General features: G+C 39.3%; 21 protein-coding genes and 1 pseudogene. 16 read left to right on the forward strand and 6 right to left on the reverse strand.

The genetic code is table 11. From position 1 onward, the window contains the following. Positions 1–106: 106 nt before the first annotated feature. Entirely contained in the window at positions 107–415 is a 309-nt protein-coding gene (gene gatC, locus KUI_RS00900) for an Asp-tRNA(Asn)/Glu-tRNA(Gln) amidotransferase subunit GatC (protein WP_013521953.1), read from the reverse strand. 84 nt (positions 416–499) lie between these two features. On the opposite strand from gatC, the gene KUI_RS00905 reads away from it, so the two are divergent. Genes KUI_RS00905 through rodA form a run of 5 tightly spaced genes read left to right on the forward strand, consistent with a single transcriptional unit; the run spans position 500 to position 6,170 of the window. Further along, the gene (locus KUI_RS00905) at positions 500–1,540 is read left to right on the forward strand and encodes a rod shape-determining protein (protein WP_013521954.1); all 1,041 of its coding nucleotides are present in this window, start codon (positions 500–502) and stop codon (positions 1,538–1,540) included. A gap of 25 nt (positions 1,541–1,565) precedes the next feature. Continuing rightward, positions 1,566–2,432, forward strand: a complete 867-nt coding sequence (gene mreC, locus KUI_RS00910) for a rod shape-determining protein MreC (RefSeq protein WP_013521955.1) — start codon at positions 1,566–1,568, stop codon at positions 2,430–2,432. Continuing rightward, positions 2,422–2,949, forward strand: coding sequence for a rod shape-determining protein MreD (gene mreD / locus KUI_RS00915; RefSeq protein WP_225971998.1), 528 nt, complete (start codon positions 2,422–2,424; stop codon positions 2,947–2,949). The genes mreC and mreD overlap by 11 nt, the downstream gene beginning before the upstream one ends. Before the next feature lies 1 nt (position 2,950). Continuing rightward, the gene (gene mrdA, locus KUI_RS00920) at positions 2,951–5,011 is read left to right on the forward strand and encodes a penicillin-binding protein 2 (RefSeq protein WP_014840086.1); all 2,061 of its coding nucleotides are present in this window, start codon (positions 2,951–2,953) and stop codon (positions 5,009–5,011) included. After that, complete coding sequence (gene rodA, locus KUI_RS00925; RefSeq protein WP_014840087.1) at positions 5,004–6,170, forward strand: rod shape-determining protein RodA; 1,167 nt, start codon at positions 5,004–5,006, stop codon at positions 6,168–6,170. Before mrdA ends, rodA begins: the two co-directional genes overlap by 8 nt. Here rodA and KUI_RS00930 read toward each other — a convergent pair. Together KUI_RS00930 and KUI_RS00935 are read right to left on the reverse strand one after the other, a co-directional pair. After that, on the reverse strand, positions 6,167–7,072 hold the full coding sequence (locus KUI_RS00930; protein ID WP_014840088.1) for a cell division protein FtsX: 906 nt from the start codon (positions 7,070–7,072) through the stop codon (positions 6,167–6,169). The genes rodA and KUI_RS00930 overlap by 4 nt on opposite strands. Further along, positions 7,069–7,737 carry a cell division ATP-binding protein FtsE gene (locus KUI_RS00935; protein WP_013521960.1) on the reverse strand — a complete coding sequence of 223 codons (669 nt, stop codon included), beginning with the start codon at positions 7,735–7,737 and terminating at the stop codon, positions 7,069–7,071. The genes KUI_RS00930 and KUI_RS00935 overlap by 4 nt, the downstream gene beginning before the upstream one ends. Before the next feature lie 78 nt (positions 7,738–7,815). Here KUI_RS00935 and KUI_RS00940 point away from each other — a divergent pair, with 78 nt between their 5' ends. The 6 genes and pseudogenes from KUI_RS00940 to KUI_RS00960 all read left to right on the forward strand — a co-directional run bounded on the left by KUI_RS00940 (position 7,816) and on the right by KUI_RS00960 (position 11,997). Beyond that, a complete protein-coding gene (locus KUI_RS00940) occupies positions 7,816–8,973 on the forward strand; it encodes an amino acid ABC transporter permease (protein WP_013521961.1) in 1,158 nt (385 codons plus the stop codon). Position 8,974: 1 nt separating this feature from the next. After that, complete coding sequence (locus KUI_RS00945) at positions 8,975–10,045, forward strand: amino acid ABC transporter permease (protein ID WP_013521962.1); 1,071 nt, start codon at positions 8,975–8,977, stop codon at positions 10,043–10,045. 10 nt (positions 10,046–10,055) lie between these two features. Next, entirely contained in the window at positions 10,056–10,796 is a 741-nt protein-coding gene (locus KUI_RS00950) for an amino acid ABC transporter ATP-binding protein (RefSeq protein ID WP_013521963.1), read from the forward strand. Between the two features lie 44 nt (positions 10,797–10,840). Beyond that, positions 10,841–11,152 (forward strand): contact-dependent growth inhibition system immunity protein, encoded by a 312-nt coding sequence (locus KUI_RS00955; protein WP_013521964.1) that lies wholly within the window; start codon positions 10,841–10,843, stop codon positions 11,150–11,152. 196 nt (positions 11,153–11,348) lie between these two features. After that, positions 11,349–11,686, forward strand: a pseudogene (locus tag KUI_RS08650) (RNase A-like domain-containing protein). A gap of 5 nt (positions 11,687–11,691) precedes the next feature. Continuing rightward, positions 11,692–11,997 (forward strand): contact-dependent growth inhibition system immunity protein, encoded by a 306-nt coding sequence (locus tag KUI_RS00960; RefSeq protein WP_013521966.1) that lies wholly within the window; start codon positions 11,692–11,694, stop codon positions 11,995–11,997. 58 nt (positions 11,998–12,055) lie between these two features. On the opposite strand, the gene panC is transcribed toward KUI_RS00960, so the two are convergent. The 3 genes from panC to KUI_RS00975 are packed head-to-tail and all read right to left on the reverse strand — an operon-like array spanning position 12,056 to position 13,989. Then, positions 12,056–12,907, reverse strand: a complete 852-nt coding sequence (gene panC / locus KUI_RS00965) for a pantoate--beta-alanine ligase (RefSeq protein ID WP_013521967.1) — start codon at positions 12,905–12,907, stop codon at positions 12,056–12,058. Beyond that, on the reverse strand, positions 12,907–13,791 hold the full coding sequence (locus KUI_RS00970) for a segregation and condensation protein A (RefSeq protein WP_013521968.1): 885 nt from the start codon (positions 13,789–13,791) through the stop codon (positions 12,907–12,909). The genes panC and KUI_RS00970 overlap by 1 nt, the downstream gene beginning before the upstream one ends. Before the next feature lie 6 nt (positions 13,792–13,797). Beyond that, positions 13,798–13,989: a DUF3460 family protein gene (locus KUI_RS00975; RefSeq protein ID WP_013521969.1), complete on the reverse strand. Its 192-nt coding sequence runs from the start codon at positions 13,987–13,989 to the stop codon at positions 13,798–13,800. A gap of 133 nt (positions 13,990–14,122) precedes the next feature. Between KUI_RS00975 and KUI_RS00980 the strand changes: the two genes are divergently transcribed. The 5 genes from KUI_RS00980 to epsC are packed head-to-tail and all read left to right on the forward strand — an operon-like array spanning position 14,123 to position 17,185. Then, on the forward strand, positions 14,123–14,344 hold the full coding sequence (locus KUI_RS00980; RefSeq protein ID WP_044953907.1) for a LuxR C-terminal-related transcriptional regulator: 222 nt from the start codon (positions 14,123–14,125) through the stop codon (positions 14,342–14,344). Further along, a complete protein-coding gene (locus KUI_RS00985) occupies positions 14,337–14,924 on the forward strand; it encodes a hypothetical protein (RefSeq protein ID WP_013521971.1) in 588 nt (195 codons plus the stop codon). Before KUI_RS00980 ends, KUI_RS00985 begins: the two co-directional genes overlap by 8 nt. Beyond that, a complete protein-coding gene (gene coaE / locus KUI_RS00990) occupies positions 14,921–15,565 on the forward strand; it encodes a dephospho-CoA kinase (protein ID WP_013521972.1) in 645 nt (214 codons plus the stop codon). Before KUI_RS00985 ends, coaE begins: the two co-directional genes overlap by 4 nt. Before the next feature lie 2 nt (positions 15,566–15,567). Further along, entirely contained in the window at positions 15,568–16,323 is a 756-nt protein-coding gene (zapD, locus tag KUI_RS00995; protein ID WP_081447339.1) for a cell division protein ZapD, read from the forward strand. A 4-nt stretch (positions 16,324–16,327) separates the two neighbouring features. Continuing rightward, on the forward strand, positions 16,328–17,185 hold the full coding sequence (gene epsC, locus KUI_RS01000) for a serine O-acetyltransferase EpsC (RefSeq protein WP_013521974.1): 858 nt from the start codon (positions 16,328–16,330) through the stop codon (positions 17,183–17,185). The last annotated feature ends 26 nt before the right edge of the window (positions 17,186–17,211 follow it).

Genomic DNA, 17,211 nt, shown 5'->3' on the forward strand with positions numbered 1-17,211 from the left:
TAGTTAAGAAATTTGTTTAGACTATTTTAATACAGCTAAAACATCTAAGACAGGTAATACAGTTAAGACAGAAGTAAGCAATAAGCAATAAGCAAACTATTCAAACTTACTCAATTACTTTAGGAACTAAAAAAAGACCGTTAGATTTAGCACTCGCATTAGCCATAAGCTTTTCGCGCTGCTCAATACTAGCAGTTTCAGTAATCTCATCTTCTCTAAGTCTAAGAGTTATGGATTGATTTAGGGATAGTGGGTGAGATAAGGGCTCAACACCCTCAGTTTCTACCGATTGAAGTGTCTCTATCAAACTGAACATCTTATTAAGCTCAACTTTAAGTTGATTTTGAGCCTCAGAATCAAGATCTAGGCGAGCCAATCTGGCAATGCGAGTAATATCAGAAGATTCGATAGACATATCAGAAAATTAATAATCAATAATGGTAAAATCCTAAAATTGAACTAATTATAAATTATTCGTTATCCAAATTCTTTAAATAATATGTTCGGATTTCTTAGAAACTATTTTGCCACAGATATGGCCATCGACCTTGGTACCGCTAATACTCTTATTTTCGTCCGCGGAAAAGGAATTGTTCTTGATGAACCTTCGGTGGTAGCTATACGTCATGACGGGGGAAATGGTAGAAAGGTAATTCAAGCTGTAGGATTGGCTGCAAAGCAGATGCTTGGTCGTGTACCAGGTAATATTGAGGCTATTCGTCCTATGAAGGATGGCGTAATTGCTGATTTTTCTGTGACTGAACAGATGATTAAGCAATTTATTAAGATCGTGAATCCTAGGGGGTTCTTTTCACCTAGCCCTAGGATTATTATTTGTGTACCTTGTGGTTCAACCCAAGTAGAAAGGCGTGCTATACGTGAAGCCGCTATCGGTGCGGGAGCTAGTCAGGTTTATCTGATTGAGGAGCCTATGGCTGCTGCTATAGGTGCAGGGTTAAATGTATCTGACCCAAGTGGCTCTATGGTAGTTGATATTGGTGGTGGTACCACTGAGGTTGCCGTTATTTCGCTTGGCGGTATGGTATACAAAGGTTCAGTTCGTGTTGGGGGCGATAAATTTGACGATGCCATCGTTAATTATGTACGTCGTCATCACGGCATGCTTATCGGTGATCAGACAGCCGAAATTATTAAAAAGCAGATAGGGGCTGCATTTCCAGGAGCCGAAGTGCGTGAAATTGAAGTTAAGGGTCGTAATTTATCCGAAGGCGTGCCTCGCAGTTTCACAGTGAATTCAAATGAAATACTTGAGTCGCTTAACGATCCATTAAATCAAATCGTATCTGCCGTAAAAATTGCACTTGAACACACACCTCCTGAGCTTGGAGCTGACATTACAGAAAAAGGTATTGCTTTAACTGGTGGTGGTGCTCTTCTTCGCGATCTTGACCGTTTACTTCAAGAGGAAACTGGACTTCCAGTTATGGTAGCTGAGGACCCATTAACATGCGTAGTGCGAGGTTGTGGTGAAGCCCTTGAACATTTAGAGAGTCTTGGACCTGTATTTATACAAGAATAATATTTGTATATGAATTGGGGTCGGCATGGCACAAGAGAAATCTTGGCGTTTATTTAAGGACGGAAATCTTTCTAGTTCTACAGTTCTCTTAATGATCATTTTCTGCGTGTCAGTCATGATTATTGACTCTAGGACGAAGTGGCTTACGCCTGTTCGTCATACGCTTTCTGCCGTCATTGACCCAACATACCGAATTGCCATCTGGCCTAAAAACTTAGTTGATAAAATCTATCGTTGGTTTAATGCAGTAGACGTTGCACAATCTAGTGTTCAAGAGTCTCAGAATAAATCTATAGAACTTGCTCAGGTAGAAACGCAGGCTATTCAGCTTTCAGCGGAAAACTCCCAGCTTAGAAGGCTTTTAGAACTTAAAGAAAACGTCCCTGTAAAATCGCTTGCAGTTGAAATTCTCTATATTCCTAATAATCCAGTTCGCGGAAATATTGTTCTTAATAAGGGTGAAAGAGAGGGCATAAAGCCCGGCATGCCTGTCATAGGTGAGGGAGGTTTAGTTGGCCAAATTCAACGTGTATCGTATAAAACATCTGAGACACTTTTAATTACGGATGAATCAATTCAAATACCTGCAATTCTTGTTAGAAATGGTCTAAGAGTCGTTGTTTACGGAGCAGGAGTTGGTAATCCACTTGAATTACGTTATCTATCACCAGGTGCAGATGTACAAGTTGGCGATGAGATCGTAACCTCTGGTATAGGCGATATTTATCCTTCAGGCTTAGCTATCGGAAAAGTCGGTCGCATAGATCAAAGCTCAGCCCAAGGATTTGTCATTGGATTGGTAGATCCTCAAGCTAAACCAAACAGAAATAAACATTTCCTAGTGCTTAAAACAGAAGGCACTATAGATAAAGATGAGGGCGATGATGAATAGCCCTAAAAATAAAATACATCCTATCGGAGATAATTTAGATACTTTCCGCCCTTCGTTTTTATTTGTGTGGGGCAGTTTGTTTTTTGCATGGTTGTTTTCATTATTGCCATGGCGTACATGGGAGGGCTCTCCAGATCTACTTATATTAGTGATAGCTTACTGGTTTGCTCATAATGTTCCTGGTATGGGCTTTGTGGTTGCGATAATTGTTGGTTTACTTATGGATGTTTTTGACACCACGCTTTTAGGATCGCATTCCCTTAACTATATATTGGTATTGGCTGGGATTGCACTTATGCGTCAGCGGACCATGCAATACTCTGTATTAGTGCAGTTTATAGTAGTGTTGCCTATTTTTATATTTGCTTCATTGCCATCACACCTATTTGAATCCTGGTTGCATGGGTACTGGGGTGGTTGGTCATGGTTGATTTCAGGGCTTATTACTTCAGCCTTATGGATTGTCGTCGATATCATATTTAAGTTCTTCGGAACTGTTCATTACGAGCAGGGATGATATGCTTGCGTTCGGTCAAAAAAAAGGGTTAAATCGCAAAAAACTGCTTGTGCGTGTTTTTGTGGCAATGCTTTTTGTACTTGGCTGCTTTTCTTTGCTCGTATATCGCCTTTATTTCCTGCAGGTTGAGAGATATCAAGGATTTTCAGAAAGAGCAGAACGCAACCGCATCACACTTTTGCCTATACCTCCAAAACGCGGAGACGTGGTCGATAGAAATGGAGAGGTCCTTGCGAGAAGTTATAGAGATTACACAATTGAATTAGTACCTCAAGAAATTCAAAATATTGATGAGGTTATAGATGAACTAAAAACAATAATCGATATTACACCTCTTGATATTAAGAGGTTTAAGCAAAGGGTCGCAGGATCGAGTCGCTATTCATCTATCCCTTTACGCAGAAATATTACCGACAAAGAAGCTGCACTTTTTGCTGCGAACTCTTATAGATTTCCAAAAGTAAGTGTTAAGGCCAGGTGGGTGCGAGAGTATCCTCAAGGTATATCTGCTGCTCACCTAATCGGTTATGTGGGTCGCATCTCTCAAAAAGATCAGGAAAAACTGGAAGAAAAGGGGTTAGAGGGTAATTACCGAGGCTCTGATTTAATTGGAAAAAAGGGTATCGAGCTTAGTTATGAGACTCAGCTTCACGGAAAAACTGGGTGGCAGGAAGTTGAAGTTTCTGCCTCTGGTAGACCTGTCCGTGTTCTTAGAAGTACGGATCCTGAACCTGGTTATAACCTAAGACTATCAATCGATTTGGGATTGCAAAAACTTGCAGAGGGGTTGTTTGTTAAAAATGGTGTTGCTGAAAGAGGTGCTTTAGTTGCCATCGACCCGAGGACAGGTCAGGTACTTGCTTATGTCTCATCACCATCATATGACCCAAATTTATTTGTGGACGGCATCGATGTCGATGACTGGAGAAGGCTTTCAGATGATGAGAATTCTCCTCTTTTAAATAGACCCATATCAGGGACATTTCCAATAGGATCTACTTATAAGCCTTTTGTTGGATTGGCAGCTATGGAGTTAGGGGTTAGAGGTCCTGAAAAACGAGTTTATGACCCAGGCTATTTTGAGTATGGAAAGCAGAAATTTAGAAATGCAGGTGGTGCGGTCTACGGAAGCATTGATATGCACAAGGCCATTGTTGTTTCATCGGATACATTCTTTTTTAGTTTGGGACCTGAGTTGGGTGTGGATCGTTTGCATGATTTTTCAATACAGTTTGGATTTGGAAAACAGACAGGAATTGACCTTGTAGGGGAAAAGAGAGGGATATTGCCATCCAAAGCATGGAAGTCCAAGGCATTCAAAGATCCAAAGAAAAAGTCATGGCTTGTGGGTGAAACAATCTCCGTAGCTGTGGGGCAGGGGTACAACTCATTTACGATTATGCAGCTTGCTCAAGCGACATCCGTATTAGCGGCTAATGGTGTCTACATGCGACCGCATTTAGTTAATCTGTTAGAAAATCCATTGGATGGTTCGGTTACGCCCGTCGTAAAGGAACCCGAGTACATAATCCCACTTAAGCAAAAGCATCTGGATGTAATTAAAAGGGCAATGGTACAGGTTACGAGATCGGGTACCGCAAGAAAAATATTTGCAGGTGCAAATTATGCATCTGCAGGTAAGACAGGTACAGCTCAAGTTTTTAATCTTCGTGGGTCTCGATACAATGCAAGACATTTAAAAAAACGTCTTCACGATCATGCACTTTATATAGGTTACGCACCCGCAGAAAATCCTAAAATTGCACTCGCTTTGATAGTTGAAAATGGAGGGTGGGGCTCTGCTGTGGCGGCACCTATTGCCAAACAGGTATTTGATTACTGGCTTACTCCCGAACGTCAAAAGGAATACGAAGAGTCGCTTCATCCAAAGGTTATCGTAACAGCAGGACCAAATGCTGAGGATAATATTGAATCCGAAAGCGAGTCCTCTCCAGATACGGTAGTCCCTGAAAAGCCAATTTCAAATCCTGAAGATGAATCGCAGGAGACTCGCCCTGAAATTCTAAGAGAAATTAACGCAAGCAGGTATCCCGATGAATAAGTATGTAAATAACTTTGCCAACCTGATTGCGAATTTAATTTATCGCTCTATCAAATCAATTGATTGGCCACTAATGATTATTCTTGTTCTTTTTGCGGTGGTCGGTCTTTTTGTTATGCATTCAGCAGTTGGAGGGGCTGAGGGTCGGTTTATCGCTCAAAGTAAGAATTTTGTTATTTCTCTTATCGTAATGTGGTTTGTGTCGTTATGGACACCGCCAACCATAATGAAATTCGTGATTCCTATTTACGTTATCGGATGCTTGCTACTTTTAGGTGTTTTGTTAGTTGGAGAAACCAGCAAGGGGGCAACGCGCTGGCTTAACATCGGTGTGGCTAGGATTCAGCCTTCCGAAATTATGAAAATTGCTGTTCCTTTGATGTTGGCTTGGTACTTTGATAAACGCAAAAATGATCTAAATATAGTCGATTATTTTATCGCTGGTGTACTGCTTTTAATTCCTTTTCTTTTGATTATTAAGCAACCAGATTTAGGAACCGCATTATTGGTTTTTGCATCTGGATTTTTCGTTATTTATTTTGCAGGTCTGTCATTTAAATTAATCATTCCAATTGCCTTAATTTTGGCTGTTGGTATTGGGTTAATAATTTATTATGAGGATACCTTGTGTCGTCCAGATTTTGATTGGGTTATCCTTCATGACTACCAAAAAACCCGTGTGTGTACATTGCTCGATCCCATGTCCGATTCACTTGGAAAAGGCTTTCATACGATTCAAGGGATGATTGCAATAGGTTCTGGAGGTCTTTACGGTAAGGGGTATATGAAGGGCACTCAAACACATTTAGACTTTATACCAGAGCAGTCGACAGATTTTATTTTTGCGGTATACGCAGAAGAATTTGGACTTTTTGGTAGCGTATTTTTGCTCGTAATGTACACATTGCTAATAGCAAGATGCTTCATGATTACACTAAATGCTCAAACACATTTCAGTACTTTATTGGCTGGTTCATTGACCATGATTTTGTTCTTTTATGTGTTTGTAAATATGGGCATGGTTATGGGCATACTGCCGATTGTTGGTGTGCCCCTACCATTTATGAGTTACGGTGGGACTGCCCTTATGACTCTGGGGATTGCGATGGGGTTGATGATGAGTATCTCAAAATACACCCCACCTGCTCAGAACAATTAGAATTTCGTGGTACGTGTCACAGACCAAGCTGCTGACAGTGAAGCCACAAACATAACAACCAAAATACTAATCACTAGATAAAACACATTAGGTAGTTCAAGTGAATATGCTAAACCGTAAGTGCTAGCAAATTCTCCAAGAGCACCGTTTAGACTGACAAGTGCAATCTTTGCAAACACAATTGCAAGTAAACTAGCAAAAAATCCTGTAATAGCTCCGAACATCCTAAAAGGACGTCGTACAAAGCTCTCCGTAGCACCCACAAGTCGAGCTACAGCTATCTCGTCTCTTTGGACTAGGGCTTGCATTCTAATTGTGTTGAAGACTGTAGATACTACAACAATAATTACACCTAGAGCCAAAATTCCAAGTAGTGCTCTCAGAAAATTCAAAAGGCTTTGAAGTTTCTTAATCCAATCACTATCAAATTGTAAAAGGTCGACGGCATCCTCTCGATTTACAGCTTCAGCAATGCTTTTGGCTTGTTCACTTGAAACCGAATCTTTTAAGGTAACAATAATACTATGTGGCAATGGATTTTGATCCAAAGTTTTTAATGAATCAGCCCACTCAGGTTCTTGCCTTAATGAAGAATATGCCTCCTCTTTAGAAACTACTTCTGTACTTGCTATGGAATCTGCATATTGATTTTTAAGTTTCTGATCAAAAGCTTTAGTATCCTCAAGACTTATAGAATCCTTCATAAATACAGTAATCACTGGATTGACTGAAACCCTTTTAGTAGCTGGCTCCAAAGTGGTTACTATGGAGCTTAAAACTATAGGAATTGAGAGCACAAATGCGATAACAATTATATTTAAGATGCTCGAAGCAGGCATCTGTGCAAGCCTGCGAAATGCAGTATTTAGGGCATAACCGTAATGTCTTATCCAGGACTTCATGAACGCCCTCCTAAGTCAGTAAACCTACCAGGTTCAATTATGAAAGTGCGATTAGCATAATTGCTTAAAAGATCAGTATCGTGTGAGGATATCAAGGTAGTAACACCTACACGATTAAAGTCCTGAAATACATCTAAGATTTTACGTGCTGTGTTTTTGTCCAGATTAGCAGTTGGTTCGTCAGCTATAAGCACCTTAGGGCGATTTACAATCGCCCTTGCAATGGCTAGCCTTTGCTGCTCACCACCAGATAATTCAATAGGGTTTACTTTTTCTTTGTTTCCTAATCCAACTTTTTCTAAGGCTGCTCTAGCTCTAGCACCAGCCTTTTCGCGACTTACGCCCATAACCGCAAGAGGCAACATAACATTTTCAAATGCATTTCGGTCATATAAAAGATGAGTGTCTTGCAGGATTATTCCGATAGCACGTCTAACATATGGCTGACCCCTAGAATTTAGTTCACTAAATTTTTGGTCGTTTACAGTTATAGTTCCTCGAGATGGTGATTCCAATCCAGCAATTAATTTAAGAAGTGTCGATTTGCCTGCTCCAGAAGGACCAGATATAAAAACAAATTCTCCATCCTCAATCTGAAAATTAATATCAGCAAGAATATTGGGGTTTTTTCCGTAGAACTTAAAGACGTGCTGAAACGTAATCATAATTTTTTTAGGGAATATACAAATAGAATTTAGTATACATTTAATGGTATATTGCTTTTTTTAAAAGTAATTAAATGTATGAGAAAATTTCGCTTCTCGTGGGATGATGAGCGGTTTAGAGCTATTGTTTATCAGATTCTAGTACTGGCTTTGGTTGTTGCTGGTATTTGGTTTTTGATTAGCAATTTACTGGATAACTTACATTCAAGAAATATTCAGACTGGTTTTGCTTTCATAGATAAGGAAGCTGGCTTTGCCATAAGTGAAAGTCTCATTGAATACAAACTTACTGACACCTATCTAAGGGCTCTTGCTGTCGGTTTTCTGAACACGTTGTTTGTATCGTTTTTAGGTATTATCGGTTGCACTATTTTGGGTACGTTAGTGGGTATTGGACGGCTTTCACATAACTGGCTAGTAAGTAAGCTTTCATTAGTCTATGTAGAAGTCATGAGAAATATTCCTCTTCTAATTCATTTGTTTTTCTGGTATTCGTTACTTACAGAAATATTGCCAGGTCCTAGACAAGCTTTAAATCCTGTTGAGGGTGTGTATCTTTCGAATCGTGGGATTATGTTCCCTAAATTGGAGGGGGACGGTGTTATTTATATTTGGATTGCACTTGTGGCAGCTTTAGTACTTTCAATTTTAAATAGCTATAGATGTAAGCTTAAACATGCTAAATCAGGAAAGTGTAGCCCAGTATTCTGGACTAATACATTAATGATTATTGGTTTACCGATTTTAGTTGGATTGATTTTTAATTCTCAAATTGGGTTATCTGTTCCTGAGCTTAAGGGATTTAATTTCCGTGGGGGTTCATTATTTACACCCGAAATGTCTGCTCTTTTAATTGGCCTAGTGCTTTATACGTCCGCATTTGTAGCCGAGATTGTACGTTCTGGTATCCAATCAGTAGGTAAAGGTCAGTGGGAAGCGGGCGAGTCTTTAGGTCTGTCCAAAATGCGCACTTTACAGCTTGTAGTTATGCCTCAAGCCATAAGAGTCATGATTCCATCTATGTCTAATACATACATGAATCTTATGAAAAACAGCTCTCTTGCGGTGGCTATCGGATATCCAGATATCGTATCCATATCAAATACCATGCTTACGCAGACTGGGCAGGCTATCGAGGCTATTTTCGTAATTATGATGGCTTACCTAACTGTAAGCTTGTGTATTGCACAATTTATGGCTTGGTTAAACCGTCGCATGGTTATCGTGGAGAGATAGTATGTCACTTGCTATGACTTCACATTCAGGTCCTTGGTACTGGCTACGTAAAAATTTATTTGCCTCTCCCGCTCACATTATTGCGACTGTTTTGATTCTGTGGTTCTTGATTTTTTCAATACCACTTTTAGTGGATTGGCTATTTATCGATGCAAATTTCGATGCCACAAAAGCAGCCGATTGTCGTGATTCTGCAGGTGCTTGCTGGTCATTTGTCCGTCATAAATATCGCATGATTTTGTTTGGACTTTATCCGTACTTTGAGCAGTGGCGCCCATTTGTTGTGACTCTTCTATTAATCGCAGTGTTGATTTACAGTGCATTGCCACGGGCTTGGAACCGATCGCTTATTTTTGTATGGCTCGTAGTTTTAACTATTTGTGGCATATTAATGTACGGTGGCGTTTTTGGGCTAAGCCATGTCGAGACGGCACGTTGGGGCGGACTTCCAATCACCCTTATGTTGTCTATTTTTGGGATTATGTTTGCTACCCCATTAGGGATAATCCTTGCACTCGGTCGTCGTTCGCATATGCCATTGATACGTGCTCTTAGCACTTCTTATATCGAGCTTGTTCGTGGTGTCCCTTTTGTGAGCTTGCTATTTATGGCTTCCGTGATGGTCCCGCTTTTCTTTCCTGAGGGAGTTACGTTCAATAAACTTTTGCGTGCACAACTTGCCGTTATCATTTATATGTCGGCCTATATAGCAGAAGTTGTGCGCGGTGGATTGCAATCGATTCCAAAAGGGCAATATGAGGGGGCTAAATCTCTAGGTCTTTCATATTGGCAGTACATGAGATTAATCATACTTCCACAAGCACTTACTGTTGTGATTCCTCCCCTAGTTAGTATTTTTATTTCTATTTTTAAGGATACTTCTCTAGTCGTAATTATTGGGATATATGATTTAACACTGTCAGCTAAGGTTGCATTGTCAGATCCGCAGTGGTCGGGATTGGGTCTTGAAGCCTATGTCTTCTTAGCATTTATATATTTTATTTTCTGTTTTGCGATGTCTAAATACTCAAGATATATTGAAGCACGACTTCGTACAGGTCATCGTCATTAATGGAGTTTGCATGTCAAAAGAACCAATTATAAAAATCAGCAATCTCAATAAATGGTATGGGGAGTTTCAAGTTCTTAATAATATAAATTTTGAAGTTGAGACGGGCGAGAGGATTGTAATATGCGGTCCTTCAGGAAGCGGTAAATCTACACTAATTCGCTGTATCAATGCATTGGAATTTGCACAGGAAGGGGAAATCATAGTTGATGGGGTTCGTGTTGACCATAACTTAAAACACTTGCGCGAGATACGACAAAATGTAGGCATGGTTTTTCAGCAGTTTAATTTATTTCCACATCTGACTGTTCTTGAGAATCTGACATTAGGTCCGATATGGGTTTTAAAAAAATGCAAAAAAGAAGCCCGTGAAGTGGCAATGCAATATCTCGAGCGCGTAAAAATAGCAGATCAGGCAAATAAATATCCTGGTCAATTATCTGGAGGACAACAGCAACGCGTAGCTATTGCAAGAAGCTTATGCATGGCACCTAAAATTATGCTTTTCGATGAGCCCACTTCAGCACTCGATCCCGAAATGGTGAAAGAGGTTTTAGAAGTGATGGTATCTCTTGCGGAAAATGAGGGCATGACCATGTTGGTCGTTACTCATGAGATGGGATTTGCTCAGCAAGTTGCGGATCGTGTGGTGTTTATGGATCAGGGTGCTATAGTCGAGCAGGCTAAACCTCAAGAGTTTTTCACTAATCCTAAGACCGAGCGCGGACAGGCATTCTTAAAGCAGATTTTGTAGATTTGTTTAGGTCTTTGTGTCTGATTTAGAGATAGAGAACCTTGATGGCTAGAGAATTCGAAGAAATTTTTCAGTTAATGGGTGGATATCTCAATCAGGACATGTATCTTATTTGTAATTGCGATACTCTTGAGGAAGCTATTGATTATTATGTTAAAAACGTTGAAACTGAAGTTTTAATTGCTCTTTTAAAAGAATTAGAAAAATTTGATATTGAATTTCCGTACGATAGAGAACAACATTTTGATGAGATAATTAACCCTGAGGTCGATTACATCTCCGTTGATCATTTATTCGGTCTAATCAGAAACTCAATCAAAAAACACTATCCTGATTTAATTGAATTTGTTAAATAAAAAATTACTTCATAATAATATAATTTTTTGATATTACGCTCACAGCAATATTTTTTTAAAAATTTTAAATTATGCAGGAAAGTTAAGGTTTAAAAATTGTGCTTACTCCAGCTCAACTTTTGGCTATTACTAATAATGCTACTTTAAGTTAATAGAACATGAGGCAAGGGTTGGTTCTGAACTTGGAGGACATACAATTTCAAAACACGTAGGTAAATCTAAAGAGTATTTGTTAGATAGACTAAAAAATGATCCAAGAATTAAATCTCATGTGAGCACGTTTTACAACTTGAATATAGCTGAAAGAGCAATAACTGATGCTATGAAAAAAATAAATTGTTAATTGAAAATTGGATAAGATCTGGAATTAAAAAAAACTTAATTATTCACCATGTAGTTAGTTATAAAGTTGGATTTTTAATGAAGCCAATTTCATTTGAAATTATTGGATCAAATAAATTTACAGTTGTATTAAAGCCAATAAAATACAATGGGAAACCTTACTTCATATTAACTTCATTTGTTGGAATATAAATTTAATGCCTCAATTTAATGAATTAGACCTTTTGATATATGGATATCTGAATGAGGACTTCGATTTAATCTGCCACACTGATTCATTAGAAGGTGCTATTGATTATTATGTTACCGATGTAAGCAAAAATACTTTAAAAGCACTCTTAAAAGAACTGAATGATTTTGAACAAACTTATGATGCGAATAGAGATGAAGAATTCGAAAATCTTTTTATGTCAGGAGTCGATTACATCTCCGTTGATCATTTATTCGGTCTAATCAGAAGCACTATCAAAAAACACTATCCTGATTTAATTGAAGGGGCTTAAAAGGCCCCTCAATAAACCCTCATAATCTCCCTCAAAATCACCTCAAAATAGTAAGCTCTTAATAACCTTCAATTTCGATGTTATCTATTAATCTCGTTTGACCATCGATTTTCGCTGCTGTCAGAGCTACTAATGGCACTCCAGCATTAATTTCGTCCATTGAAGGTTCATGCAAATCGCTTTGTTTACGAATTGTGAAATAATCTATTTGCCACCCATCGGAATTTAAGCGCTCCATAGCATCCGCTTCAATAGAAGCAAAGTCCCTACTGCCAGATAAGATTTTTTCTTTAAGACCAAACAACTCTTTGTAAAGTTTTGGGGCTTTTGCCTTCTGAGTCTCAGTTAAATAGCGGTTACGAGAAGATAAAGCCAGACCAGAGGCTTCTCGCACAGTTTCGTGTGCATATATTTGAACTGGCAATGCGAACTGTTTGCACATTGCCCTCACAATCATCAGTTGCTGGTAGTCTTTCTTCCCAAAAACAGCTACCTGTGGCCCTACGCATGAAAAGAGCTTTAAAACTACAGTACACACGCCCTCAAAAAATCCAGGTCTAAACTCTCCCTCGAGAATATGCCCTAGATCAGGAGTTTGCACACGAAAATTCTGAGGCTCAGGATACAGCTCCTCTTCAGATGGAGCAAATAAAACATAAACATCACGTCGCTCCTCCAACTTCGCAATATCCTCTGCCAATGTTCTCGGATAACTCCCATAGTCCTCATTTGGCCCAAACTGCAACGGATTCACAAATATGCTCGCAACCACGGGGTCGCCTTTTTGAGCAGCAAGTCGCATCAACGACAAATGCCCCTCGTGCAGATTGCCCATAGTTGGAACATATGCTGTTCGTGTCTGACCGCGAAGCTGTTCGCGTAATTCTTCAATAGTGTGTACAACTTTCATTAATTTTCCTCATTTGACACAACGGGTGTGTAACTTAATTTGAGATAAATAGGTGCGTAGGGCTCAGTCTGTGTTATTTCAATTAAAAGCTCACGGCAAAGCTCCAACATTGCCATAAAATGAACGACAATAACCGCAGGAGGGTCCCCCTGATCCACTCGCTCCATAAACAATTCTCTAAAATCCATATATTCAGTATTCGACAGTCTGCGAAGTATATGGCTCATGTGTTCTCGCACAGATAGCTGTTCTCGGCGAATATGGTGCTTTTTGTTTAAACTGGCACGCTTTAAAATATCAAGCCATGCAAGTCGCAAATCCTCTGCATTTACATCGGGCAGGGGTCGCATTCTATTTAAAGAAGGGTCGGCCGAAGCCACATAAAAATCTCTACCTAATTGTGGCAATGCATCCAACTTCAGCGATGCAATTTTTATTTTTTCATACTCGAGCAATCGACGAATTAGCTCAGCCCGCGGATCCTCAATCACTTCATCCGCATTGTCCGCTTTTTTTACTGGCAATAACATCCGTGACTTTATTTCAATAAGCATGGCCGCCATAAGCAAATACTCTCCAGCAAGTTCTAAGTTGTGATTATGTATTTGCTCCACATACTGCATATATTGCTCTGTAACCTCAGCCATAGGAATATCGAGAACATTGAAATTTTGCTTACGGATTAGATATAGAAGAAGATCGAGTGGTCCCTCAAACGCCTCTAGAAATACCTCTAGGGCATCAGGTGGAATATATAAATCACTCGGTATCTGGAATAATGGCTCTCCATAAAGCTTAGCGAAGGCCTGCGAGTCGACGACATCGGTGGTTGTATCAACCTCTGGATTAATTAAATTATCCAGCTCGGCCTGAAATTCAGCCATGGGGTTTTATTTTATGGAATAGTACTGATAAGGCTTTTGTGGTATGCGAGCTTCCTCAAACTCTTCCTGCTGACGAGGGTCAGTTTTACGCACCCACCAACGAGCACGTCCAGCTTTCTGTCTCGCTTCTAATTGCGGATCGTCTTTTTTGAGTTGCTGAAGAAAAAGAGTAGTTTCAGATTCAAAGCTCTTAGCCATAACTATCTCGAACGCTTAAAAGAGAAATTATATCAAATGCAAAAATCAATATGGATAAAAAAATCAAGGATATTTTTGTCCAATTGCGGGTGGCAATGCTTTTTGAAAAAATCCCTTCATTTAGGAGATAAATATGAATCATATGCAGAAAAATTGGGATTTGGAGATTCTAACACCACGTGAAAATGAAGTGCTTAATCTTTTTATGTATGCCCACACCACAAAGGAGGTGGCAAAAAGGCTAGAATGCTCGCCTCGAACTGTGGAGGTGCACAGGTCAAGAATAATTAAGAAGACTAATTCTAAAAACTTAATTGATTTGATGTGTCGACTACACGGATACACAGATGCATGAATATGTATTGTCAGTCTTAATTTTTTTAGTTCTATTTTCATCGATACGATTTTCATATGCACGACTATTTGCTAATTATTTTCGTAGATATGAATTAAGAGAATTGATATTGCCATTCGAAGCGTTTTATCTGGACCCAATAACAACTAATTATTTGATTTTGATTGGGTCCGCATTATTTGCTATTAGGAGTGATGGTTTTTATTACATTGCCATATCCTATATATTTTTACTCTTAAGTGCACTTGATCTACGTCTAAATTTGGTGTCATTAAGGTGTGTATTTGGTCTGGTGTTATTAAGTCTATATAAAGTAAGTCCCGATATCCTCGAGCTGCTAAGCGTTTTTTGTCTGATGATTTTAATTATTAAATTTTGGAGTTTTTCTTGGTTTGGAACAGGTGACATATTATTGCTTCTCGCACTAAAACTACATTTCAATACGTTAGAATGGCTTAATATGATTGTTCTGTCTTGTGTGCTTGGTATTGGGTTCGGTATGGTAGTTAGAATTTTTATGAATAAAAAACTGATTCCCTTTGCACCGTGCATTTGTCTTAGTGCATACATAAGTTTATGAAGATTTTAAAAGTAGGGCTTACTGGCGGTATCGGATCTGGTAAATCTACAGTGGCTAAATTTTTTGAGGAAAAGGGGATACCTGTAGTAGATGCGGATAAGGTTTCCCGATTGATAACAGCCTCTAATGGTGTTGCTATTGAAGCCATTCGTGCTGAATTTGGATCGGATTATATCGATGATACTTTGGCTATGGATAGAACCAAAATGCGTGAATTAATTTTCTCCGACCCAAAGGCCAAAACCAGATTAGAGGGCATTCTTCATCCACTTATAAGATCAACAATTTTAGAGCAGGTTTCTGAGGCTGTAATCAGTGGCATTGCCCCCTATGTAATTGCAGATATTCCACTTCTAATTGAGTCCTATGAATTTTATCGAAGCGAGCTTGATGTAATTTGTGCTGTTGATTGTGATATTGATACACAGATAGCAAGAGTTCAGAAACGCAATAATTTTAATAGGGCTAAAATATTAGAAATTATTCATAGCCAAGCTAGTCGTGATGAACGGCTTAAGCATGCCGATTTCGTTATAGATAATGGTTCTGATACCACCCTAGAGGGGTTGCGATTGCAGGTGGATCAAGTGCATCTTGAGCTTATGAGGTTACATGAAAATCACACCACGTTGAGGGACTGATTTTGATTTTATACGAGCATCCATTTAACGAGCGCACACGTTATATGATACGGTTAGAGTATCTATTTAAGCAACTGTTTGAGTTTTCTAGGCTTCCAGAGGCTATGTATCAGCACGTAGCATTCTCGATATTGTTCGAAATTTTGGATGTGTGTGAGCGCGGGGATTGTCGTAATTGGGTTATACAGGAAATCGAAAAACAAAAAATTAATCTTGAAGCCCTTAGAACCCATCCAGATGTTCAAAAAGACTTGCTTGATGACACGCTTAATAAATTAAATCGAGTTTCCAAAAAACTCACAGCTGTTAGTAAATTGGGTGGTCATATGCGAGAATCGGAATGGCTTATGTCATTGCGAAATCGATTTGTAACGCCAGGGGCGACTTCACCTATGGATAGCCCATCGTACAACGCTTGGATGAATGGAAGTGAATCGGAGCGACTTCAAGTTATGCGTAGTCTAGTTGACCCATTTATGCCGCTTTACGATGCTATTGCCATGTCACTTATGGTTTTGCGCGAAGCTGCTGAGCCGACAGAAGAAGTAACTGGAACTAGCGGAATTTTTGAGAAATCCGTGGGAGGACGCATCTATCAAATGGTGCGTGTATGGGTTCCTACGGGAGATCGAATTTATCCAGAAATGTCGGGTAATAAATACGTAGTTATGATACGTTTTTTTAATATCGATAAGGACTTTCAGCAATCCTTTATTAAAAAACCAATTCAATTCAAGATGGCCCTGTGCCACGTTTAATCAAATGAAAAATGATGATATTTTTGAAAAGTTAAAAGAGTCTCGTCTCTCGTGGCAGGAAAATCAAAAGGACTATCATGTAATTCGTGGTGTACGTCGACCATCTAGAACTGTAATTGGGGACTATACAAAAAAACTGGTATCTGCATTGTTTCCGTTAACACTTGGACCAGCAGATTTGCAGTTTTCCAATGTGGATAATTTTGTCTCATACACGATTAATAATGTAATTAAAGTTTTTATCGACCAAGCCGCCTTAGAATTTGGACTTCTTGGATGTGGTGATGATTCCTCCGAAAACTGCAAAAAAAGGGCAGAAGAAGCGATGGAGGAATTTGCTGAGGCATTGCCAACCATACATGGTTTGGTTGAGCAGGATGTCACATCTGCGTATCGAGGAGATCCTGCTGCTAAAAGCTATGACGAGATTTTGATGTGCTATCCAGGCATTCATGCCATGATCTATCATAGGATTGCACATGAGTTGTACCGTCTAGGATTGACGCTTATGGCACGCATAATTTCTGAGATTTCTCATTCTAATACGGGTATTGATATTCATCCTGGAGCTCAAATTGCAGGCGGTTGTTTTATTGATCACGGCACTGGCGTTGTGATTGGGGAAACTTGTATTATCGGGCAAAATGTACGGATTTATCAGGCGGTGACTTTGGGGGCAAAAAGCTTTCCGGCTGACCTTGATGGGTCTCTTAAAAAGGGATTATTGCGACATCCTATTGTGGAGGATAATGTAGTAATTTATGCGGGTGCGACAGTTTTAGGGCGTATCACTATCGGTAAAAATGCGGTTATCCCTGGTAATGCTTGGATAACAAAGGATGTGGATGCGGTTGAAGGGTAAGTAAAAGCCTTCAATTACTTCAATAG

Origin of the sequence: Taylorella equigenitalis ATCC 35865 (assembly GCF_000276685.1) — a bacterium.
In the GTDB taxonomy this organism is placed as follows: Bacteria; Pseudomonadota; Gammaproteobacteria; order Burkholderiales; family Burkholderiaceae_B; genus Taylorella; species Taylorella equigenitalis.